Genomic DNA, 22,062 nt, shown 5'->3' on the forward strand with positions numbered 1-22,062 from the left:
TGCTCTTGCCTACGAAGCGGGGGTGGGTTCATGCGACTCTTCAGGCACCGCGCGTTCCTTGGCCTTCGCCGAACAGATAATCGCGGCCATCGTGTTGAAAAGGACCGTCATGGCCGCTCCAGCAGTGAAGAAGACCACCATATCCACGCCGATACTGCTTGAGTTCGGATTGTATCCGGTCTTGATCTTCAGGATTCGTCCTTTCATTTTCCACGCCTTCCTTCTTTGATTCTCTCTCTGTTGCAGGCAGCTCGGCGGGTCATTTACCTCGTTCTCCGCTCATCATTCGTCCCTTGGTCCGTCACAGAAGCCCCAACTTGTAATGGAACGTCTCGGCAAAAACGTCTATGATCTCAGGTCCATTCGGCTGGTATATAAAGAACAGGTAGAGGAACGCCGCAGTCATCAGCAGCGTGAGGACAGGGCTGAGCCAGCGCAGTGCCCGGGGCCGGGTCTGCCAGCACTCCCCCCTGGTCAAAAGCAGCAGCCAGAAAAGGACCGTCAGGTTGAGTCCTGCCAGCATATAGACCACCGTATCAGGTATGACGATCGGATAGCCCCCGGTCTCCAGGGAATAGAAGGTCGGCATCCTGACCGCGTTCAGCAGCAGCCATAAAACAGGCCAGATCAGAAACATTCTGATCGATTTCCAGGTAAGCCGCTTCCAGGGCTTCATCAGCAGGACCGCGGCCCAGAGCATGACGATGACTGCCCACGCAACCCATGCCCAGGCCGTTGTCTCTTTCCAGTGGCGGCTGGCCGTTTCGTAGGCAAGCTGGTCGCTCGTGGATAGTTTTTTTTTGCCGTTCCCGGCAAGGGCCTGAAAAGCAAGATAACTTTGCCTGTCATTGTCCAGGCGGTCATAGGCAAATCCCAATTCACTCAGTACTTTGTCCTTTAAAATAAAGTCGGGGTGTTCCTGCAGCAACTCCTCGAACTTCTTCACCATGATTTCATCGCCCTGATCACCGGACCGAATGGATTGATAGGTCTTGAAAGCCTCCTCTTGGCTCCCCAGCTTTTCCAGAGAGACCAGTTTCTCCTTATAAAAAAAAACCTGACGGGGGTCGGCATATTTCTTCAGGAATTCCCGGTCCCACTTAATGGCCTTCTTTATATCCACTAGGTTGTTTTCATACAGGGTACCCAGCATCTGTACGGCATAGCGGCGAGCCTCGCTTTCAGGATGCTTCCCGGCGATCTCCAGGTTGAAGGCTGCGGCCTCGGCATAGCGGCCGTTGATATACGCGTGCTGGGCCTTCTGTTTCAGCTCGTTCACTGCAGGGCTGTCCTGAGCCGCAAATCCGGCGAGTGGCAGTAGGAACAGGCTCACGAGGAGCGTCAGAATAGAGAATGGAATAAGCTTCATGCATCTCATGATGACCGTCTTCAGCGGCTGCATATCCGCTCTTGTTGTCATTTATCGACCTCTACAGTTTTTTAGAACCTGATGCTAGTCCTCTTTTATTACAATATTATTAAAATTAAATTTCTTTTCTGTTACAGCCAGGTAAAAATGTCGCGTCTGCCACTTTAATAAACGCAGACGCGACGACCGACGATCTTTACGCATACGCCATGCCTCTTCTGTCAGAATCGCTGGTAAACAACGGGCGCAAAGTTGATTCTCACGTTCGACGGGTTGCTGAACTGAAGCGGGATGCTGATCGACTGCCCGGGGGCTAGCGACTGGCCGGTCGTGCCGATGTACGGAAAACCGTTGTACATGCCGGCTCCGTTTGCCAGTATGACACCGGAGGTCAGGTTGTTCAGCACCACGTTCAGCGGGACGGACACGGTCGATGAACTGATATTGGTGACGGTCATGGTGCCCGTGGACACCCGTGCCGCGCGGCTGTAGCTGAACCCTGTGGTGGTCACGCTGAACTGCGAAGATACATCGACGGGCGAGTTGATGGTCATGGTACTGGATGCGCTTCCATGATAGTCGACATCGTTTATGAAGGCTGCGACCGAGTACGTACCCGGAGCGACAGGAGCGGTCGTTGAACCGTTGTAGGTTACCGTGATGGGAAGCCCTGCCGGGTCGGTCGCGACCGTGACGCTCCTGGGCGCGCCATTATAGCTAAAGTCCATGCTCCCGAAGAGAACAGTGGCCTCCGCTTTGGCAACGGTCAGGGTGCCGCTGGCCAGTACCGTATTCCCGGTCTGAGCTGCCTTTGCCTCTACCGCATACGTCCCGGCCGAGATCGGCCCGGCGGAGTCTCCGTTGTAGGTCACGCTTACCGGAATGCCGTCCGGAATGGTGAAGACGGTGACCTGCTTCGGCGAAGCATCGAATTTCTGATACACCCCTTCGAGCGAGACGATCGGGTAATAGGCGGGAGTGTCGGTATAGTGCGTTGCTGCCGGGGCCGCGGCCGGAGCGGGTTCGACATTGTTGTTGCTGTCCGTGGCTAAGCTGTAGAACTCGTAGTAGCCCGAGCCTTGCGGGAAGCCGAAGGCCGCCGTGTACGGAGCTGCCGTGGCAGTGGAGACCGGTGTCCACGCGCCCCAGGATGCGTTGTCCGTTGAATAGCGGTAGAAGAACTGCACCTGCGTGACCGACGTTCCGCCCGATTGCATCGTCACCTGGAGCACCGGAGCGTTGCTCCCATACTCCTTTGAGTCGAACCCGTAGCTCGGCGCCGTTGCGTCAGCCGCCCCCTCGGTGACCGGTTTGACGACGAGCGAGACCAGTTTGTTGGCGGCCCATTTCCCCTGGACGAAGGGGGTGACGTTCCAGTTGTACCAAAGGTTGGCGGTGGCTGCCGCAAGGGTCTGCGTATCGAGCGCCGCAGCGCCTAAAGCCGGCTGGGTGTTCCAGGTGATGCCGGTCTCCGTCCAGGTGTCATCGCTGCCGCCCCGCACCTCGGCCGGCAGTGCCGCTCCCGTGGCCTTCCAGTCCCAGAGCTGAAGGGAAGCGCCGGATATCGTTGCTCCGCTCGGGATGCCGGAGAGGTCGAATTTCAGCCAGGCCCGCTCGTTCCCATAGGAATTCATGCTGCTGCTCTGTATGTAGAGGTTGGTTGTGTTGTAGTTCGTTGTCGGTTTGCCGCTGGCCACCTGTGCGTCGGCGACCGGTGCGAGGTAGTACGTTCCATTGGTGACGGAGGCGGTGGCGCTCAGGGTAAGAGACGATCCGGTCGTCCCGGCCGGTATCGGATCGAGGCGGGACGAAACAGCGGAGACCGACGGCAGCTGAGCTGTGGTGGTCGCGGCGCTGTCGCAGCGGAAGCGCAGCCCGTAGCTCTCCATGGTGGGCACGCCCGAGATGAGGAGCGTGTCGCCCACGTTCCCCGGGAGGGTCTTTGCGGCATAGCCGGTCACGTCCATGATCGAAAGAGTCTGCCCGTTCTGATCGGTCACCGTGCCCGGTCCCGCCTTTTTCGCCAGGAACTGCACATAGTGGTTCTTGTAAGAGTCATTCCAGAACGCGCCGATGGACGACAGGAAGGCAGGCTTAGCGAGGCTTTCGTCGTGGCCTGCGATCCTGAACTCGACGCCGTCGGCATAGATCCCCTCCTGGTCCACGAATTCGGGATTGCCGCCGTAGAAGCTCCCCTTTCCCCAGGTCTCGATGATGTCACCCGGCCTGAGGGCGCCGGTCTTGAACCCGAGGTAGCTGCGGTAAAGCTCCTGCTCGGCCAGGCGGTTGGCGGCGTTTATGGTGCCGTCTTCATTGACGAGGTCGGCAGGAACCTGATTGCTTCCGCGGCGCGCCAGGGTCTCCGGGGTGGCGCTGAGGAGGCGGATGAATGCGTACTCATAAACCGGTTTGGTATCGTTGTCGTTCATCATCGTGACCACGGCGCGGTATCCGCCGGAGAACTCGGTGTTCAGATGGTAGCGCGGACCGCCGACACGGTAGGGGTTGCCGGCGGTGAACTGCCGCATGTAGTCCACAATGCCGTCGCGGCAGAGGACGCTTGAGGAAAGCGGGGCCGTGTCCGACCAGGTCCAGCCGGTTGGTGGATGAGCGTACATGTAGTTATTGATGGCCACCGTATAGGTGTGGTTCAGGTCGATAGGCTGGCCGTTGAACTTGACCGAGGTCGGGATGCCGTCAAAAGCAGTCACGTCCAAAGCGCTTGAGAACCCGGCATCCATGGTGGTTGCTTTCAGGAAATTGATGATCTCCTGGCCGGTCATGTTGACCCGGGTGAACGTATCGTCGTTCCAGGGGAACGTTTCGTAGATCTGCATATAGGTCACCGGGCCGGCAGGAATATCGGCGCGCACGCCGCCCCCCGCCTCCATGGCGAGGTCACACTGGCCGAATAGCTGCTCAGCCTTCCATTGCATGGCGTCGCAGATCCACTGGCCGGCGGTGTTGTTGCCGCTCCAGGGATACTCGTCGGCCGACCACCATTTCATGGTGTTATCCAGCATCAGGTTGTCCGCAGTGTAGCCGATCACTTCGTCGACCGGGTGACCGGGATGCGCAGTATTGTATTGCGCGGTCAGGCCTTCGATCAGGGTCTGCGTATCAGGATCGGGGGTAAGATCGGCGTCTCGAATCACATGCTGGGCCGATCCGGCGTAGCTGCCCGTGTCGGTCAATCGCAGCTCGCCGATGTACTTCATATAGCTGGCCGACTCCGTGAAGATCGTCTTGTAGTTGAGCATTGACGGCTGCCACACGGTGTCGGCCCAGCTGTGCCAGTGCCCGGTCACGACCGCTTCCGGAAGCTTTGCCGCGCCGTCATCGACGAGCAGCGGCGCTGCCGGATCGACGAGCGCGCTGTGGCCTATGTGAGCGGCGAGAATCACAATATTACACCCCTGATTATTGCGCAGTTCGTTCACGTAGTCGGCCAGATGGATCTTGGTGGCGTCGGTGCTGCTCCAATCGCAGGCGTCTACCTCAAGCGTGTTGGACAGCGAGGCCCCCACCTCGGATTCGGAGGTGGTATACCCGAGAATGCCGACCTTCGTGCCGCCGATGGTTACGATGTTGTACGGGGGGAAGAAGGGCTGGTGCGTCATCACGTCCCTGACGTTCACGGAAATCACCGGCACCCCCGAATTTTGGAGAGCGACCATGTTACTAATGTAAGACGCGTCTCGGACGTCGTGATTGCCGACGACCACCGCATCCATGCCGCGACCGCGCTGTTTCTGAAGTTTTGCCGAGAGCATGGTATAGAACTGCGTCATGGCGCCGTTGCCGTTCATGTCGCCGATCGGGTTCCCCTCGGAGATATCCCCCGCGTCGATCACGAGAGAATTGGGCTGCTCAGCCGTGAGCTGCAGCATCTCGGAGGCCAGGTACGCTGCGCCGCCTACATCTTCGAATGCAGGTGGATTGGTACCGTGCTCGGTCACGATCCATTTGTGAGGCGTGACGCGCGCGTGAGTATCGTTCACATGGAAGATGGTGAAACTTCCGGTAAAGTTGGCCGTGACGGTCTGGCTGACGGCGATGCCGGTTACAGTGAGAGGATTTGCCGCGCTCGTCACGAACCCGTTGGTCCCGGTCCAGTTGGTGAAGAAGTAGCTGCTGTTTGCCTTCGCGGTTACGGGAGACGCCGATGCGCCGTAATCGACGGTCTGCGTCGCGGACCCGGTGAGCGTGCCGTGGCCGTCCGTCGTAAAGGTTACGGTATAGGTCTGGATCGCGGCCGAACAGCTCGCTGCGTTCCCGCCGTTGCTCCCTGTGCATGTCCAGCTCCAGGGATGGCCGCTTCCGACGACAGCCGAAGGAGAGCCGATTGAGCAGAGGTTAGCCGGGGCCGTAGCCGCCAGAGTCTGGCCGTTGTCCGCGCCGCAGGCGCCGTTGATTGGCGTGGCGGTGAAGTTTGCAGTGATGGTCTGGCTGGTTGTGACATTGCTTACCGTCAGCGGGTTTGACGTTGAAGTGACGAAGCCGTTGGTCCCGGTCCAGTTCAGGAAGGAATACCCGCCGTTGCCCGATGCCGTGACCGGTACGGTGGAACCGCCGTAGTCAATGGTCTGCGAAGTCGTCCCACTTACGGTGCCATGGCCGTCGGTGCCGAAGGTGAGGGTGTAGGTCTGGATCGTGGCCAAACAAGCAGCAGTGCTGCCGCCGTACAGCCCGCTGCAGTTCCAGGTCCAGGGGTGGCCGTTGCCGCTGATTGCCGAGGCATTTCCTGCGGAGCAGAGGTTGACCGGTGCTGTTGCCGCCAGGCTCTGGTTGTTGTCCGTGCCGCAGACGCCGTTGACCGGCGCCACACAATAGGTATACGCCGATGCACTATTGCGAGGATTCGGCGCTCCTGCTGTGAAGTCGGCATTGTTGTTGTCCGTATCGCTGCAGCCGTTGCCCGCCCGCAGCACTGCTGTCGTGTTGCTGGGAGCCGGCGTCGGGCCGCTCCCCTCAAAATTGTTGGCTGTTGTACCAAAACCGACATAGTCCCGGACCGCAGCATTTGTGGCGCAGTTGCTGCCGCAGGAAAGAGCGGTCGTGCTGGTCACCAGCGCTACCTTGCCGGCAGTGGCGCTCATATTTATGATGCCTGTCGCGTCCGGAGCCGGCAGATTCACTGTCCCGCCGGTTCCTGCCGCTTCCTGAACCAAGTAATGCTGCCCCGGCTGAATAATGCCGCTGAGGTTGGTCACCTGCCAGCTCGTCCCCGTTGCCGACGCGTACTGGACAGACCAGCCGTTGAGGCTGACCGGTAGCGAACCGAGATTGAACAGCTCGATGAAGTCATTTTTGTAAGTTGCCCCGCTGTTCCCGCCCCCGCCGTAAACCTGGCTGATGACGATGTCGGGCGAGGCGGAAAAACCGGCCACCGGGACGATAAAAGCGAAGAACAGCGTGACGATGAAGCCAAGTATCCTTTTCATAATGCCTCCTGAAAATGGATGTATCCGTGAATTCTCATTAAGAGCAGAGGATCAGGGCGGGGGTAAAACGCGTTGATCGCAGAAGAACGCCGCTTCACCCGCCCCCTGGCCCCCTCTCACCGGTGAGGATTAATGGGACAGGGAAAACCTTAAAATACGGGGGGCCCGAAGGCCCCCAAAACTTCATCGTTCCTTATTCGCCAATCATGCGGCCATCCTTCTGCGGATGCCCGCAAGGCCCATCAGCCCGGAGCCGAGCAGCCAGGCGACTGCCGGGATCGGGGTCGGGGTAACATTCGCCTGAGACGCCATGATATTCGTGGTTGCTGCCCCATTATCGCTCAAATCAACTGTGAAGAGCGTTCCATCCGCGGTCATCAGAGGGTTAATGCCCGAGTCGTCAGCGAACAACCCGAGGGAAAAGTACTCGTGCCTGTGGACCCGCTGTTAGGCGTGTTCGCCAGAGCCAAGCTGAAGCTCAGGCTATTGCCGAAATGGATCGCTTGGTAGAACGCAACGGTCCCTACTCCTGCATTTCTGCCCGGCATGCGGAAGGAGAAGGTCAATTTGAAACATGATTGTAGCAGGCCGTCAGCCTACCGTAGTCGTAGTAGTGGCTGCCGGGGGCATACCGGGCTTGATCGCAGTCAGCTTTGAAGTCGGCTTCCTTTTCGTTGTAAAGCATCTTGACCAACAGCGTTCCGGCCCCGTTGCTGTAAACATCCCACTGCACATTGGCAGCGTACGGCGAGACGATTGCTCCGCGCCAGGGATTGGTGTTGTAGCTGTAGTTGCTGGCGTTGGGGACCTGCACGAAAACGTTCTTCAGCCCCAGAATGGAAGCGAGGGGCATGATCTCTTCTCCGTGAGTGAAGCGGAGCTTGGCGCCGTGGGAGAAATCTCCCTTGGCGACGGCGTCCACCTCATTGAACAAGTCATTTATGAGGAGCTGCGCCATCCGGAAGGTGGAAGATCCGTCCTCAGCGATCCCGGGGCCCTTCTGATAGAAGCTCTGTACGTCGTCCAGATACGACAGGACGCTCGCCTGAGCGGCAGGGATGTACTTCGAAAAATCCATATTGTTGAGTTCGTTCTGCATCGCCGGTGCGGTGGCATAGAAAGAGTACAGCTCGTTTGCGGCGTCCGAGAGGCTCTGCACCGTTGTGCTGCCATCGCCTGAAACCGTCGTCGAGTAGCTGCCGTCGCTCGTGGTGAATATGTAGCTGCCGGAATTGGTGAAAGTGTAGGTTCCATTGTCGATCTTGTCCACGAAATCCTTTGTGAACAGCATTTCCAGCACGGCGCGTGCGTTGGCAGCTGCATCCGGATCAGTCAGAATGCTATTGACCTTGGCGACCATGTTCGCATTCTTGAGGTATGCCTGATAAGTCAGGCTGTCCTGGTAGGTCTGGTAATAAGGGTCACTGGCGCTGTTCACCAGGTCGGTTTTCGCAGCGAGCTTGTGAAAATAGAGCAGGAAACGGTTCACCCCTGCCGCCTGGGCCACCGGTTTGTTCGACGGATAGGCGGTAAGGGGAGCTGACTTCAAGATCAGAGGTCCCAGGGATGGATTGTTGGTCAAGAGGGACAGAGCGAAGAAACCTGCGCTGTCCGCTGCACGGTTCACTCCGGAATTGACCATGACGATCTGGCGATTGCTTGCGGGGAGCTGGGCGAAATAGGAGGGCAGCCTCTGCAGGAGCCGTGCTGCGATCTGCTGCTCTTCCATAATGCCGGTCTGGCTCAGATTGCCGTAGCCGGGAGCGGTAATCCCTGCAACGCCGACGTCTAAAAGCGCATTTGCCTGCATCATGGTCATAACATCCGGACCGAGCTGGGCTCCGAGGGGAGTGAGGGCGCCATCTGCGGCTGCCTTAAGATACATGTTGTAAACAGTCCCGTCGAAACTGGATTGGCCGCGCGACCCGTGCCGCACCACCGCTTCGGTGAAGACAGGAGTGAAACCGGCCGGCTCTGCCTCGTAACTTGCCGCGTTTTGCTGCGGCTGGTAAGGAGTGGCGGTTGTCAGATAGGCGTTTGGCCCCACCTGGTAGATCAACGCAGAGAAGCCGATAAGCGCATTGGATGGGTTGCTGAACTGAAGGGGAAAGCTGATCGAACCACCAGACAAGAGTGACAGGTTTTGATAGACATAGGGGAATCCGTTGTATTGTCCGCTGGCATTGGACAGAGTTACGCCGGAGGAGAGATTGTTCAGTGATACGGCTATCGGCCCGGTGATCGGATTCGTACCGGGGTTTGTGACGGTCATCGTGCCGGTGTACAGTTTGGATGCCCGGCTGTAAATGAACCCTGTCGTTGAAACGAGGACCTGTGGTGTAATGTCGGTTAGCTGGGACGCGGTGATGGCGGTTCCCGCAGGATTCAGATTCTGTGCATGGCCGTAAGGTTCGAAAAAGGCAACCTGAAAGGCAGTGCAGATTGAAAAGATTATTGCTACGAAAGCAACCCTGCTGACGGAGGGGTTGTCAGGCAACTTGCAGGTTTTTGTCAATGTATGCATTTATTCTCCTGAACGGGGTATGTTCGGAATGCCGGTTTTGTCTATTCACTTTTTTAAAAGGCCCCCTCTCCGGACAAGATGTACTCTGCCGGAGAGAGGGAAGATGTTTTTTCTCCTATGCCTTCACCTTTCTACGAAGGCCCCCAAAAGTTCACCGTTCCTTCTTCATCAATTACGCGGCCATCCTTCTGCGGATGCCCGCAAGGCCCATCAGCCCGGAGCCAAGCAGCCAGGCGGCTGCCGGGATCGGGGTCGCAGCCACGGCAACCTGGCTGCTCAGGTTGTTCACAACAGCACCGTTTGCATTCAGGTCAACGGTGGTTGCGAAACCATTCGTCGAATCGTTCGTGAGCAGCGGCGTGAAGCCATCTGCTCCGTAAAAGGACAGCGCGAACGAGTTATGAGCGCTTCCGGACAGATTGAGAGCAAACTGGACACTGCTGCCGAAGGTGATCTGCTGATAGTAGTCGTTCCATCCGGTGGTGTTGCTGATCGTTACCGCCCCGGGGAGCGCGCCTGTGACAGCGCCCGTTACTTGCTGGGAACCGGCGGCAAGCGTTGCATCGGAAGTGAAGTTTGAAATGACGGCGCTGGCCACGCCCGGATTGAGCCCCGGGTTGAACTGGAGCTCCAGATACCCGGTTTGACCGGAAACGGACGATGTGTTCACGTCGAAATTGTAGGAATAATCCGCGAAGGCCGACGTGGCTGCAAACATGATCACCGCAAAGACGAGAAGTTTGACAATATGACGTTTCATTTTATTTCTCCTATTCCTGTAACACGACAGGGTTAAATGTGATTGTGGCGTTAGCCGGGTTGCTGAACTGCAGCGGCACGGTGATCGAAGCTCCGGAAGCAAGACCGTTGGCCGAAACCTGTATCATCGGTTCGCCGTTGTTCGAGCCCGTTGCATTGACCAGTGTGACATTCGCGATAAGGCCGGGATCACTGCTTCCTTTTCCCGTGGCCGGTTTATTGGCGATTTTCGAAGTAAGTTTCGGGGTGGTCGTGCTGTACTGGTTATCTGCGTTGCCGATCCCCTGGAGGTTAAGGATGCCGTCCAGGACAACGTGGACGTTGCCGGTGAGGTCGGGGCCGTTATTGGTGATGGTCAGGTTGCCTGCATAAAGCTTGGTGGCACGGCTGTAAAGGAAACCGGTGCTTGTCGCGCTGACCTGCGGCGAGACGTTGGTGAAGTGGTTCAGGACGATCGTCTCGATCGGTGAAAGGGTCAACGTCGCTGCCGACTGAATAGCGGTCGTGCTCACGTTATTGACCTGGTAGGAAGTCATCGTGAGGGTTTTCCCCTCCACGTCGAAGGTCATGAATTCGAAAGCCGGCCAGGCCGTGATAACGTGCGGATAGCTCCCCGCATTTGTCATATCGGGCTGATACACAGGCGCGCCGCCGCCGCCGCTAGTGATGTGCGGCACGTTCAGGGCAATCTGGTCACCGTTTGCCTGGGCGAGGGTATAGGCCCCGGTGCGGGCATAGTTGTGGCTGTGTCCGCAGTAGATCAGGTCCACACCATACTGGGTGACGAGGGGTTCGAGCACCCTCACGTTGCTGTTGTCGCCATCGCTGCCCGCGGAATAGGCTGGTTCGTGGTAGATCATGATCTTCCACGGCTTTGTGGTTGAGGCGAGGTCATTGACGACCCAGTTGTACTGGGCGGAGCCAGCAGCAAGGTTCGAGTAGTTGTCAACAACGGTGAAGTGGACCGGGCCGTAATCAAATGACCAGTACAGGTTATTGTACGCCTGGACCGTAGCCGGGTCGAAAACAGGGGTTGCGTTCTGATAAGGGAAGGGGAAATACTTGGGGAAGTAGGTGCTCTTCCCGTTGGGGTAGCTTCCGCTGTTGTCGTGGTTGCCTTTGCACCCATTGATGGGCGTATTCGCCGTGAACGCGACGACGTCAATCTTGGTCGGGTCGAACCACTGGGACGTCCAGTAGCTTTCTCCGTCGGTGCTCACCCAGTCCCCATTGTGAATAACCAAGCGCTGATAGTCTTCGTTGCCCGGCTGTGAATAAAAGCTCTTCATCGCCTGCATCAAGTTATCCAGGGCAAAGGGTTGGCTCCTTGAGTCCCCCATGCCGAGGAACCGTATCGCCGTTACGCTGTTGTCGGGCGCGGTGATGAATGATCCGGCTCCGTAGAGGCCGTTGGTCTGGTCAGCCACCTGATAGTAGTATTTCGTATTCGGCGTCAGACCGGCGATCGTATAGGCGTGCTGATTGGCGCTTCCGTACTCGGGTACCGTTACTGTCCCCATGCTGTAGGTCGTGTCGGGGCCCCAGCTGAGCACGTTCGTTGCCTCGCTGGCGTTGTCCTGCCAGAGGATCTGCATCTGAGTATTCTGCCCCGGGTAGATCATATAGGGGTGTTTCAGAATGCCGGCGAAGGCCGCCGTGCTGAACACGGTAATGGCCAGCACGAAGACCAGGCCGGACAATGCCTTTTTCGTCATGGTATTCATCTCTTCTCCTTTTTGTTTAAAAGTAATGCTGCCGGTTGTGACTCTTCTCACCCTTCTAAATTTCTTAATTAACTATTATTTCACCTCCTTTTCGCTTGCTGTCCAGCAGTTAAAGACAACTACCGCTGCTGAATGCATTGTTCTATTGATCCAGGTCTACCTGTTTTGCGTCCGTCAACAATGCGTTATCCAGGTTTGTCTCGCTCATGTCCGCCCCGTTCAGGTTCGCTCCGTCCAGGTTCGCCCAACTCAGGTTCGCCCCTTTCAGGTTTGCCTTGCTCAGGTTTGTCCCTTTCAGGTCTGCCTTGCTCAGGTCCACTCCACTAAGGTCCTGCCCCTCCAGATTCACTCCGCTCAGGTTCGTCCCGCTCAGGTTCGCCCCGCTCAGGTCCGTCCCGCTCAGGTTCGCCCCGCTCAGGTCCGTCCCATTCAGGTTTGCCCCGTCCACGTCCGCCCCTTTCAGGTTCGCCCCTTTCAGGTTCGCTTTGCTCAGGTCCGCCCCGTTCAGGTCCCGCCCCTCCAGGTTAATCCCGTTCAGGTCCGCCCCGCTCAGGTCGCACTGGGGACATTGATTGGTTGCCCTCAATCTATCCAGATCAGCCTGCTCGAAACCGTACACGACACCGCCCATTAGAAAAACGCAAAGGGTGGTCATCCCCAGCAGTGCTGCAGTCCTTCTCTTCATTTTTCTGTCTCCTCATCGAATGGAATGACTGTTTTACTAAGAGATATTTAGTTGCATATTTGTACCGCACGAATTACATCACAGTTCCTGCCGCCCTCTATTTCACCCCCTTCTCTTTGGGATGCCGCTTAGCCCTCACGAAGCGAACATAAAAAAAGCCGGGTGCTCTCTCCTGAGAGAAAGGGCAACCCGGCTATCCTCATGGGACCCGTGGCTTTCCGTCCCCATCTTGCGATGGGTTTGGCTGTAACGGCCAAGCAGTTTGCTGTGTTTGCAATCCGCTCAATATATTGACTATTTGTTTGCCGATCAGGCAAACCTCAGATTTCCTGAAACAAAAAAAGCCCGCCACGAAAGGATTCGCGGCGGGCTTCAAGGTACCCCGATCAGGGGCCAAAAAGTACCCTACGATTACGTCAGGAATAACTGTCCGGATGGAGAGCGTTACTTCCAACCGGGCAAGAGTACCTCACGACGAAGAAAGCGTACTATTTACTTCTTTTCACCACTTTATTATTCGTACGTTACAATTTGATGAAAGGATGGTTACTTTCCTGTGAATATTTGGTAATCGTCGCATCGTCAGGAAAAGGCTTCTCCAATATTTTCAATTACTCATAAAAACATCACTGCACATGATTTGAGCTTTGCGTCTTAGCGTGCCGGCGACGACAGCGGAGCCGATGCCAGGTCGAGGGCATTAGTCAGGTCGTTTGCCGCTGCGTCGCGCGAGCCCAAGGGCATCAGATTCCATCGGCGTTCGATAAGCTTCAGAATAGATGTCGTGTCGTACTCTGTGTGATCGACAAACCCTTTCTTGGCAAAGGGAGATATGATGATTGCAGGCACTCTCGCGCCAGGTCCCCAACGGTCACTCTTCGGAGGGGCCACATGGTCCCACCGGCCGCCGTTCTCGTCATAGGTGATGATGATCACGCTGTCGTTCCAATAAGGGCTTTCCTGCACGGCCTTGACGAGTTCCGCCACGTGCTGCTGGCCGAAAAGGAGCGCGGCATACCCGGGATGTTCGTTGTAGGAGCCGTTCGGCTTGATGAAGGTCACCGAGGCCAATGCGCCTTTTTTCAGGTCCGTGATAAATTCCTTCTCGTCCTTGAGATGCGTTGCCTTGGCCGGTGTGTTGTCGGCGAAATTTGCGAAATAGGCAAAAGGCTGGTGATGGAACTGAAAATCTCCGGCCGGTTTTCCGGCGAGGGCGTCGTTCCATCCGCCGGAATACCATGTCCAGGAAACGCTCTTCGCCGATAGCAGGTCTCCGATTGTCGGCTGGGTCTGAAGGGGGACAAGGTCCTTTGCGCTGTCCGGGTGAGGCTGGTTTACGGAGTAGGCGGTATTGACCACGAAGCCGTCAGGCGTTACGGCGCCGTCTTTTTCAAGGACCCCCTTCAGATCGAGTTTTACTCTCATCGAGGTCGGCGCGTCAGGCCAGACCGGTGTGCAGGCGCAGACAAGCCAAAAATGGTTTAAAAACGAGCCGCCGAAGGCCGCCTGAAAGAAATTGTCGGCGATCGTGTATTGCTTAGCCAGCCTTCCCTCGGGCAGGTCGCTGGCATCAACATAGCTCATGACGAGTCCGGGATTGTCGCTCCAGGCCGCGAACTTGTCCATTTTGCCTCCATCGATCTGGAGCTGATTCTGGTAGAAGCGATGCACGAGGTCCCCTGTTTTTTCGTTCCAGGGAACATATTGGGCCAGATCGTACGGCTTTGCCGGCATCTGCTCTGGAAAACGAAGGTCATCCACGGGAGGCTTCAGACTGGTGTCCAACGGCCGCTTGAGAGTTTTCAGCGGCTTGCCCTCCTTGTCCACCTGATTCACCGCATCTCCCGCATTCGCGAGACCGTTCGCGCCGGGAAACTTGCCGTAAAGGCCGTCAAAGCTCCAGTTCTCCTGGTAGATGACGATGACATGATTGATTTTCGACTGGAGCGCATCCGTTTTTGGGTCCGCGGCTTGCACGAACCGTGTGCAAAAAATCAGCGCCGCAGACAATGCAATAACCCTTGCGTAGCGATAGAAATTGGGCATCTCGTCCTCCTTCGTATTAGTCGTTTTTTATAGAGCGATTAGAGTTCACTTGCGTCAATGGACGCCATGGATTTGCGGCAGTTGAAGCGCCTGGCTGGCCGGCAGGACGTTACGAAGCTTTCTTCCCAACATCCGCCCCTTTTTATGGACATTGCTCCGTTGCTTCCATCAAATTATTCGAACCGCTGTACTGCTGGTAACATGCGGCTTGGCTCGCAGTCGCTGATCCGATGAAGCCCCCCGCAGATGATTTGTCCGGCGGGGTCTCACGCATGTACGAGCAGGAGATCGTTCCGCCGCAGAGCTGCCAGGCTCGGCTCCGTTCGACCCCGTTCTCATTGTTCGTTGCCACGCTCCAGGTCGAGACCGGCTCTCCCGATGACTCTCCGGATCCGCCGCAGCCGGCGAGCAGCGCGAGCACGACCAGGCCGAGAAAACAGAAGATCGCTCCTTTGACCGCGTCGTCGGCCCTTTCCCGCTGCCGCTGTTCCCTGATCGCCTTGCGCCATACCTTCCTCACGTTCATGACTTGTTCTCCTCCCTGGACACTCGCTGCCAGCTGTGAAAAAAACGAGCCCGAAGTGAGAAGCGCGCGCATCTTCCCGCTTCGGGCTTTCTGGCACCCGGCAAAGGACCTGTATCATTTGTTCTTCAATATTTCTTCGAACTGCTCCACTCGCTCGACTGTCCCGCGGGTGAACTTGATCTTGATCGAACCCGTGAACTTCTTGTCCATGAGTATCTTGACGAAATTGATGATCTGAGTCAGTTTTTCCATCGCTCCACCTTTTGCTTTTTTAGCAATTTCCGCTAGCAGCGGTTCAGGACCAGCCCCAGGATCTTCTCCTGCGGAAGATACTGGAGCGCCTTCCCGACGTCATCCATTGAGGTCTTGCCGGCCCGAACAACAATGAGGATCTTGTCGACGAGGGGCGCCATCGTCAGCACGTCTGCGCCGGTCAGGATGGGAGGCATGTCGAAAATGATATAGCGGTCGGGATAGCGCACCTTCATGCTGGGCACCAGTTCCCGCATGCGGGGAGAGCCGAGGATCTCGGCGCTTTCATGCAGCAGGCGGCCTCCGGAAATAAGCGTCATTTTCTCTATGCCGGCCCAGGTGATCAGTTCGGAAACGGGCGAGCTTCCGGCAAGGTAATCCATGAGCCCCTGTTCGCCGCCGCTGCCAAGGTATTTATGGATGCTTTGCTGTTTCAGATCGCCGTCGACGAGCATGACCGTATGCTGGAACTCCCGCGCGATCGCGATGGCGAGATTGATGGCGGTGATTGTTTTTCCCTCGCCCGGGAGCGCGCTGGTGACCATGATCGTGTTGGCACCCGACTCCCTGGTCCGCTGCAGTATCTGCGTTCGCAATATTCTGTAGGACTCCGCCTCCCTGGCGTCGTCCAGGTTCAGGAGACAACGGTTCCGGGCGAGGACCTGCGGATCCAGCTTGACCGACCGTGACTGGACGTAGGCCGGTGATATCCATCCTGCCTGTTCCCTGTCCTGTTCTGAAGCATTGTCCCGGAAAGAAGGCTGCGACTTTTTCGGTCGCCCATTTCCGTTGTTTCGCCTGATCAGGGCAACTGTTTCCTTGATCCTGTGAATCATCGGTTCACTCCTTTGCGCCGTAGCGGCGTCGTTACATGGCAGTGTGTCGCATAACACGGATCCAGAGGATATCCATATCCATCACAAAGAAATGGATAGCCAGGGCGATGATCACTATAAAGAGGAACGAAGAGACGGCGGCTATTTTCAACCGTTTCTTTTTTCGCAGTTCTTCCTCGATTGTTACGATCTCCGGGATTTCCGCCAGAACAGGGAAAGGGAATGTCCTGGCCAGATCCTCCGTCTTCCGGGCGGACCGGTCGGATGCTTCCTGGAAGGACGCGGTCCCCGCTCCGGACCCTATGCCGAGAATGAGCCCGATCAGAAGAATGGCCGGACGGTTCGGGCGTACCGGTTTTTCGGGGAGCCTTGCCGGATCGATCAGCGTGAACCGTTCGCCCATCTGCTCCTTTTCCAGGCCATGGGCCACTTTGGATTCCATGTACTTCCTCATGAGATCGTCATATTTGGCCTGGGTATTGTTCCTCTCGACCGTCAGCTTCTTGTACCCCTCCTCTACTTTGGGCGACGCTTCCAGCCTGCGCCGGTAATCCTCCTGCTTTCGGTCGAGGTCCTCGAGCTGAAGCTTGACGGACTTGATCTCGGCCCGGATGCTTGCCAGCTGAGAAGAGAGCGCGACGTATGCCGGATTGTCCGGCTTTTCCTGAACATCGGGTTCGCTCGCCCATTCCTGAAGTTTCTTCTCCAGAACAGCTATCTCGGCCTTGGTCTTGATAACGTCGGGGTATTCCTCGGAATATCGCGCTTTGAGGGCGACAAGGGCGACACGCAGCTCCTTCAGCCGGTCTTTATTCTGGTTGATCGTGTCCGGCGCCATTGTGGCCAGTTCGGTCTGGTAATAGCCCTCCTTTTCCCTGAGCGACCGGAGCTGCTCATTCAACTGGTCCCGGTTCCGCTCGTTCCAGTCGAGGGACTGCAGGTTGAACTGGAGCAGTTCAGGCAGGGCCTGATTGTGCCGCTCTTTATAAACGGCGATTTTCCTTTCCAGGTCGCCCAGCGTAGCCTGAACGGATTTCATTTCCTCATCCAGAAACCTCGTTGTTCCCTCCGTCTGCTGCCCCACGACCTTCATGTTCTCCTCGAGATAGAGGGACGCGAGGACATTCGCCACCTGCTGGACCACCTGGGGATTGTTCCCCTCGTAGGAGACCGTAAACGCGATGGTAGCAGCCGTTTTCTGTCCCGTCCGCCGGTCAATGACGTCGGCCATGATTGTCTCGAACTTAATGTCCTTCTTCCGCATGTCCTCGATGATCTCCTCCGAAGTCATCTTGTCGCGCTTGTCCGCATACAGGTTGAAGCGGTTGATGATCTCGAGAAGCCGCGCAGCGCTCATGATCCGCTGGTTGATGGTCTGCAGCCGCTGCTCTGCGTAGCTTGTCACGGCGGTCATCACATATTCCCGGGAAATCTCCTGTTCCTCGATAAGGATCGTGGACGTGGAGCGGTAGACGGGCTTCCAGATGATGAGGACCAGCACGGAAAGCAGAGGGACGCAGAGCATAGGGACGATGAGCGCCCAGCGCCGTCTTTTGATGATCTTGACGACATCCTCGATAGTCGTTATTTTGGCTTTTTCCATAAACGCTCCTGTGGTTACTTGTACTGACTCGAACTGCAGTACGGGAAGCGGGCCGTCAGGCGGATGAAGTACAGATCCCTGTACGCCGTGCCCGATACCGTGTAGTCGATCCGCGCGTGCTCGTATGACGCTTCGAGTGCCAGGTCCCTTTCGCCGCTCATTTGGAAAAGGTCATACCGGATGAGCGGAGAGAGGTTGACGCTGGTCTGGGTAAGGACGTGCTCGGAAATGTATCTGGTGTACCCAGCCGTCAGACTGACCGACAGTTCACGCGTCATCTGATGCCGGGCAGTGAACGACAAAGCTTCGCGCTCGGCCGGCGCCCTGTGACCCGAGGCAAGATAGGCCATGGTGAAATCCTGAACATAAGAAAGCCCGGCGCTCGTGTATTGCCCATTATAGTTCAGGGAAAAGTCGCCCGTTCCCGCCGTTTCGGTATTGTCCAGACGTTCCCTGACAACGATTAACTCAGTGCCGTTGGGAACCCCCTGGTTCACAAATGTTTCCGCGTCTGTACGGCGATAGCCGCCGTCCATGTGGGTACTCCAGGTCTCACTGATGTCGTAGGAAAAACCGATGGTACCCGCGACATTGATGGTTCTCGAATCAGGCACGACATTCTGGCCGTAGATGAGATACTGGCTGTAACCCGTGTTAAGCATGCCTTTCACCCGGTGAAGATACGCGCCCAGATCGACGACAAGTCCGGCCTGCGCGTCATGGGTCGTGTCGCGATACTGCGGATTTTCGTAGGAGTCCCAGCCGTATTGGTACCCTGCCGTGAACGATGTTTGTTCCGTCAGCTGATATCCCGCGGACACCGAAGAGTTGATCCGCTGAAAAGGCGACGCTGCAAAAGGCAGTGTCGTCGCTGATGCAGACGTGCTTCCTCCGGCGGTATTCGAGCTGCCGGTCGGGCCTCCGCCGCCTGTACCGGTACCGCTTCCGCCACTGCCGGTACCGCCTCCGCTGCTGGTGTTTGAGAACACCATGCCAGGCTGCGGTCCGGGAAAGGCCGGCCCTGTATCCAGGCTCGGATTGAAAGTTTTTTGGTATCCTGCGCCCGCGGAGATCGAAAGCAACGGAGTGGCTGCATATCGCACGCTGCCGCTGTACTGCTGATCGGTTGCATTGAGCTCATCGTTCCGGGAATAGAGATGCCGGTCCAGGCGGAGCGACAGCATGGGATCGAGCCGTTCAGTCCTGTCGGCCCACTCAAATCCGGGCGACAGGGTGGTGATATAATCCTTTCTGACATAGTCCGCGTCAGTCGATAGCAGGATATTGCTGTTATATTCCTCCCTCACGGCCAGGGACGGAACAAAGCAGATCTCGGCTCCCCGGGCCATCGCCGTGAAGGCAAACAGGAGCAGGACCAGTGAGACGATGCGTCCGGCATTCATCACGGTACGACGACTACGTCGCCTCGCTTGAGATGGATGTTCTGCTCCAGATGCGTTCCGTCCACCACCTCATCGTAATCGAAGGGGAATATGGTGGTTTCGTTGCTACCGTGACGGAATATCCTGATCTTGCGCCCTTTGGCGAAAACGTTGAGCCCCCCGGCCGTGGCCAGGGCCTGCAGGACGTTCACGTCGACACCCAGCATGAACCGGCCCGGACTATTCACCTTGCCGATGACATAGATGATCATGCTGTTGATCTGCTTTACGTCGATGGAAAGCACGACTTCCGGGACGAAGCGCTTCAGTTTTCCCTCCATCTCCGATTTCAGTTCGAACACGGTCTTGTCCGCGGTGGGGATATCTCCGATAAGCGGGAACGAGATGAACCCGTCCGGCCTGACCACGCAGGATCTTGTCAAGGCCTCGTCCTTCCAGACGGATATATCCAGTACATCTCCCGGACCGATAAGATAGCCCTGTTCCGCGATTCCCGCCGCCGGCGACGGAGTCGGTTCGCCCAATCCCGCGGCAAGGGCCGGAGACGAGAGGCCCAGCAGTCCTGCCATTACCAGCGCCAGTATTATTCGCACCATTTTCCTTTGTTCCTCCTGACAATATTGAGAAGAGCTTAGACCGACATTAAATTCGATATTATCCGCAGATGACACAGACTCAGCAGATTAATGCAAAATTCATTGCTCCTATTTTAAATCTGCCTGAATCTTCGTATTCAGCGAATAGGTCTGGCCTGGCCATGTCTGCTCTCGTTTGAGCGGAACCCCCCGGCATCAGCCGGGGGATTGCAAGTCGAGGGATTCAGATTAGCGGAGCACTGCCGCAGTCTTCTGGGCCTCATCTTTCCCGGGGAACGACACGTTCGAAGCGAGGGCTATCTTCAGATACTCCTTCGCCTTTTCCTGATTGCCGAGCTTGCTGTAGGCCATGCCGAGATGGTAGCTGAAGACCGGGTTCCCGGTGCTCCTGGACTGCGCCTTTCCCAGCCACTCCACCGCCTTCTGCACATCGCCTTTCCGGTAGTTGACCCAGCCCAGGGTGTCAAACACGGACGGTTCATCGGGCTTCAGCAATCTGGCCTTCTCGGCGAGCACAAAGGCGCGGTCAAGGTCCTTATTCCCCTTGCCGTATTCGCTCAGAAGGTAGGCCAGGTCGTTGGTCGTGGTCCAAAGCTCCGGATTGGCCTGCACCGCATGCTCCAGTTCGTTTATGGCCTTGTCCCATTTCTTCTGCCTGCCATAAAGAGAGCTCATTTTCACATAGCCTGCGGGATTCTTCGGCGCCTGGCGTTTGATGTCCTGGTACTCCCCTTCTGCCCGCCGCACGTCTCCCGCAAGCAGCAACAGGTCTCCCAGGTCGGCACGCACGTCAAGGTCCCCGGGATTCGCGTTCAGCAGCTTGCGATATTGGGCCTCGGCGCTCTTGAAATCCTTCTGTGCGGCATAGACGCGGGCCATGGCGCGGATCACCTCACGGGAGTCCGGTGCTATCTTCAATGCGTTCTGAAGAGTGTCGAAGGCCAGATTGTACTCCTTGTTCAGGAGATGGGCGCCAGCCAGGCCGACATAACCGGGGATGAACTCCTGCTGCTCGTTTATGACCGTCCGGAAAGAAGACACTGCCTGCAGGGCCTCCTGCTTCCCGAGATGAATGGTGCCCTCGATGTAGTTGGCATCCACGTTCTTCGGGCTTTCCTTGATCACCTCATCGGCGTACTTTTTCGCCTTGTCCGGTTCCTGACGGGAAAGATAGTACCCGGCCAGCGCATTCTTGGTGTGCAGGATGTTGGGATTCGCGGCATCCCGTTCCAGCTCCAGGCATTCCTGCAGCACGGCAAGCCCCTGCTCCGGGCGATTGGACCCGAAATAGACGTTGCTCAGGGCGAAGCGGATCGGGAAGCTTTTTCCATTCTGCCGGATCCCTTCTTTCAACTGCTCCTCGCCGTCGCCCGGTTTGTTCCGCGCCATATAGAACTGGGCAGCCTGAATCCAGCGTTCCTCCTTTTTGGGATCAGCCTGGAGGAACGTTTTCAGAACATCCTTTGCCTGCTGTTCCCTGCCCGACTGCCAGTAGATTGCGGCCATGCTCAGGCGATGCTGGCTCACCTCCGGTTCTATCTCGATGACCTTCTGCAGCCGGCTTATCGCATCGTCGGTCCTTTTTGTCTTGACGTAGAGATCGGCAAGGCCGAGGTGCAGGGGGACGGCCTTCTGATTTTCCTTGATGCCGTCCAGCAGGACCCGCTCGACGTTCCTCGCGTCTTCTTTTTGCACGAAGATCGAGGTCAGGAGCAGGTAGCCTTCGGGTTTATGTACGTCACGGCCGAGCACTGACTCGAAGAACCGGCGCGCCTCTTCCACCTCCTTTTTCTTCAGCAGCACCGCTCCCTTGAGGATGAGAGCGTCTTCGTTGGCTGCGTTGTTCTTCAGGACGAGTTCCGCCTTGTTCATGGCGTCATCGGTTTTGCCGCTGCCCAGGAGGAACCAGCCCAGCTGAGTCTGGGCTTCCCAGTGCCGGGGATCCAGCTCAACGGCCTTCGAGAGGCTGCCGTAGGCCCCGCGCGGGTCTCCGCTCTTCAAGGCGGTCATGCCCAGCATGTAATAGGCATCGGCATACTTGACATCGATCTGTATCGCGTTTTTAAACTCCAGACCCGCCTTTACATAGTCCCCTTTTTCATACAGGGCTTTGCCCTTATTGTAGAACTTGGCCTTCTTCTGTTCGGGCCCTCCGCAAGATACCGTGATCATCAAGGCCAACAATGCAACGATTCCCAGCAACGATCTATTCTGTAAAATGTTCATGTTCCACGCCTCCCTTTTTCCACGGCCGGGAACTAAGCCCCCTGCCATTGTTCACGATTATCGGCCCGG

16 protein-coding genes, 1 pseudogene and 1 riboswitch are annotated in these 22,062 nt (G+C 57.0%); all 17 genes and pseudogenes read right to left on the reverse strand.

What is annotated here, in order from left to right; genetic code table 11:
• Positions 1 to 9: 9 nt before the first annotated feature.
• Complete coding sequence (locus VL197_02045) at positions 10 to 207, reverse strand: hypothetical protein (GenBank protein HUJ16748.1); 198 nt, start codon at positions 205 to 207, stop codon at positions 10 to 12.
• Positions 208 to 301: 94 nt separating this feature from the next.
• Positions 302 to 1,402, reverse strand: coding sequence for a hypothetical protein (locus tag VL197_02050; protein HUJ16749.1), 1,101 nt, complete (start codon positions 1,400 to 1,402; stop codon positions 302 to 304).
• Between the two features lie 188 nt (positions 1,403 to 1,590).
• Complete coding sequence (locus tag VL197_02055; GenBank protein ID HUJ16750.1) at positions 1,591 to 6,195, reverse strand: MBG domain-containing protein; 4,605 nt, start codon at positions 6,193 to 6,195, stop codon at positions 1,591 to 1,593.
• A gap of 15 nt (positions 6,196 to 6,210) precedes the next feature.
• Positions 6,211 to 6,813: pseudogene (locus tag VL197_02060) on the reverse strand (lamin tail domain-containing protein).
• A gap of 204 nt (positions 6,814 to 7,017) precedes the next feature.
• Positions 7,018 to 7,191 (reverse strand): VPLPA-CTERM sorting domain-containing protein, encoded by a 174-nt coding sequence (locus tag VL197_02065; GenBank protein ID HUJ16751.1) that lies wholly within the window; start codon positions 7,189 to 7,191, stop codon positions 7,018 to 7,020.
• 184 nt (positions 7,192 to 7,375) lie between these two features.
• On the reverse strand, positions 7,376 to 9,337 hold the full coding sequence (locus tag VL197_02070; GenBank protein HUJ16752.1) for a histidine-type phosphatase: 1,962 nt from the start codon (positions 9,335 to 9,337) through the stop codon (positions 7,376 to 7,378).
• A 172-nt stretch (positions 9,338 to 9,509) separates the two neighbouring features.
• Positions 9,510 to 10,097: an NF038129 family PEP-CTERM protein gene (locus tag VL197_02075; GenBank protein HUJ16753.1), complete on the reverse strand. Its 588-nt coding sequence runs from the start codon at positions 10,095 to 10,097 to the stop codon at positions 9,510 to 9,512.
• Between the two features lie 10 nt (positions 10,098 to 10,107).
• On the reverse strand, positions 10,108 to 11,820 hold the full coding sequence (locus VL197_02080) for a metallophosphoesterase family protein (protein ID HUJ16754.1): 1,713 nt from the start codon (positions 11,818 to 11,820) through the stop codon (positions 10,108 to 10,110).
• A gap of 142 nt (positions 11,821 to 11,962) precedes the next feature.
• A complete protein-coding gene (locus tag VL197_02085) occupies positions 11,963 to 12,505 on the reverse strand; it encodes a pentapeptide repeat-containing protein (GenBank protein ID HUJ16755.1) in 543 nt (180 codons plus the stop codon).
• A gap of 180 nt (positions 12,506 to 12,685) precedes the next feature.
• A riboswitch (cyclic di-GMP riboswitch) is annotated at positions 12,686 to 12,760 on the reverse strand.
• 399 nt (positions 12,761 to 13,159) lie between these two features.
• Positions 13,160 to 14,551, reverse strand: a complete 1,392-nt coding sequence (locus VL197_02090; protein ID HUJ16756.1) for an alkaline phosphatase family protein — start codon at positions 14,549 to 14,551, stop codon at positions 13,160 to 13,162.
• A 142-nt stretch (positions 14,552 to 14,693) separates the two neighbouring features.
• Complete coding sequence (locus tag VL197_02095) at positions 14,694 to 15,077, reverse strand: hypothetical protein (GenBank protein ID HUJ16757.1); 384 nt, start codon at positions 15,075 to 15,077, stop codon at positions 14,694 to 14,696.
• A 114-nt stretch (positions 15,078 to 15,191) separates the two neighbouring features.
• Positions 15,192 to 15,329: a hypothetical protein gene (locus VL197_02100; protein HUJ16758.1), complete on the reverse strand. Its 138-nt coding sequence runs from the start codon at positions 15,327 to 15,329 to the stop codon at positions 15,192 to 15,194.
• 32 nt (positions 15,330 to 15,361) lie between these two features.
• Positions 15,362 to 16,165 (reverse strand): P-loop NTPase, encoded by an 804-nt coding sequence (locus VL197_02105; protein HUJ16759.1) that lies wholly within the window; start codon positions 16,163 to 16,165, stop codon positions 15,362 to 15,364.
• 31 nt (positions 16,166 to 16,196) lie between these two features.
• Positions 16,197 to 17,768, reverse strand: a complete 1,572-nt coding sequence (locus VL197_02110; GenBank protein HUJ16760.1) for a chain-length determining protein — start codon at positions 17,766 to 17,768, stop codon at positions 16,197 to 16,199.
• Between the two features lie 14 nt (positions 17,769 to 17,782).
• Positions 17,783 to 19,174, reverse strand: coding sequence for a hypothetical protein (locus VL197_02115; GenBank protein HUJ16761.1), 1,392 nt, complete (start codon positions 19,172 to 19,174; stop codon positions 17,783 to 17,785).
• Positions 19,171 to 19,767 carry a polysaccharide biosynthesis/export family protein gene (locus tag VL197_02120; GenBank protein ID HUJ16762.1) on the reverse strand — a complete coding sequence of 199 codons (597 nt, stop codon included), beginning with the start codon at positions 19,765 to 19,767 and terminating at the stop codon, positions 19,171 to 19,173. The genes VL197_02115 and VL197_02120 overlap by 4 nt, the downstream gene beginning before the upstream one ends.
• A 228-nt stretch (positions 19,768 to 19,995) precedes the next feature.
• Positions 19,996 to 21,993 (reverse strand): tetratricopeptide repeat protein, encoded by a 1,998-nt coding sequence (locus VL197_02125; GenBank protein ID HUJ16763.1) that lies wholly within the window; start codon positions 21,991 to 21,993, stop codon positions 19,996 to 19,998.
• Positions 21,994 to 22,062: the final 69 nt, after the last annotated feature.

This window comes from Nitrospirota bacterium, assembly GCA_035516965.1.
GTDB lineage: Bacteria > Nitrospirota > UBA9217 > UBA9217 > UBA9217 > MHEA01.

Coding starts and splice junctions, on each gene's coding strand:
- VL197_02045 (HUJ16748.1), bottom strand. CDS start 207: ATGAAAGGACGAATCCTGAAGATCAAGACCGGATACAATCCGAACTCA.
- VL197_02050 (HUJ16749.1), bottom strand. CDS start 1,402: ATGCAGCCGCTGAAGACGGTCATCATGAGATGCATGAAGCTTATTCCA.
- VL197_02065 (HUJ16751.1), bottom strand. CDS start 7,191: ATGACCGCGGATGGAACGCTCTTCACAGTTGATTTGAGCGATAATGGG.
- VL197_02070 (HUJ16752.1), bottom strand. CDS start 9,337: ATGCATACATTGACAAAAACCTGCAAGTTGCCTGACAACCCCTCCGTC.
- VL197_02075 (HUJ16753.1), bottom strand. CDS start 10,097: ATGAAACGTCATATTGTCAAACTTCTCGTCTTTGCGGTGATCATGTTT.
- VL197_02080 (HUJ16754.1), bottom strand. CDS start 11,820: ATGAATACCATGACGAAAAAGGCATTGTCCGGCCTGGTCTTCGTGCTG.
- VL197_02085 (HUJ16755.1), bottom strand. CDS start 12,505: ATGAAGAGAAGGACTGCAGCACTGCTGGGGATGACCACCCTTTGCGTT.
- VL197_02090 (HUJ16756.1), bottom strand. CDS start 14,551: ATGCCCAATTTCTATCGCTACGCAAGGGTTATTGCATTGTCTGCGGCG.
- VL197_02095 (HUJ16757.1), bottom strand. CDS start 15,077: ATGAACGTGAGGAAGGTATGGCGCAAGGCGATCAGGGAACAGCGGCAG.
- VL197_02100 (HUJ16758.1), bottom strand. CDS start 15,329: ATGGAAAAACTGACTCAGATCATCAATTTCGTCAAGATACTCATGGAC.
- VL197_02105 (HUJ16759.1), bottom strand. CDS start 16,165: ATGATTCACAGGATCAAGGAAACAGTTGCCCTGATCAGGCGAAACAAC.
- VL197_02110 (HUJ16760.1), bottom strand. CDS start 17,768: ATGGAAAAAGCCAAAATAACGACTATCGAGGATGTCGTCAAGATCATC.
- VL197_02120 (HUJ16762.1), bottom strand. CDS start 19,767: ATGGTGCGAATAATACTGGCGCTGGTAATGGCAGGACTGCTGGGCCTC.
- VL197_02125 (HUJ16763.1), bottom strand. CDS start 21,993: ATGAACATTTTACAGAATAGATCGTTGCTGGGAATCGTTGCATTGTTG.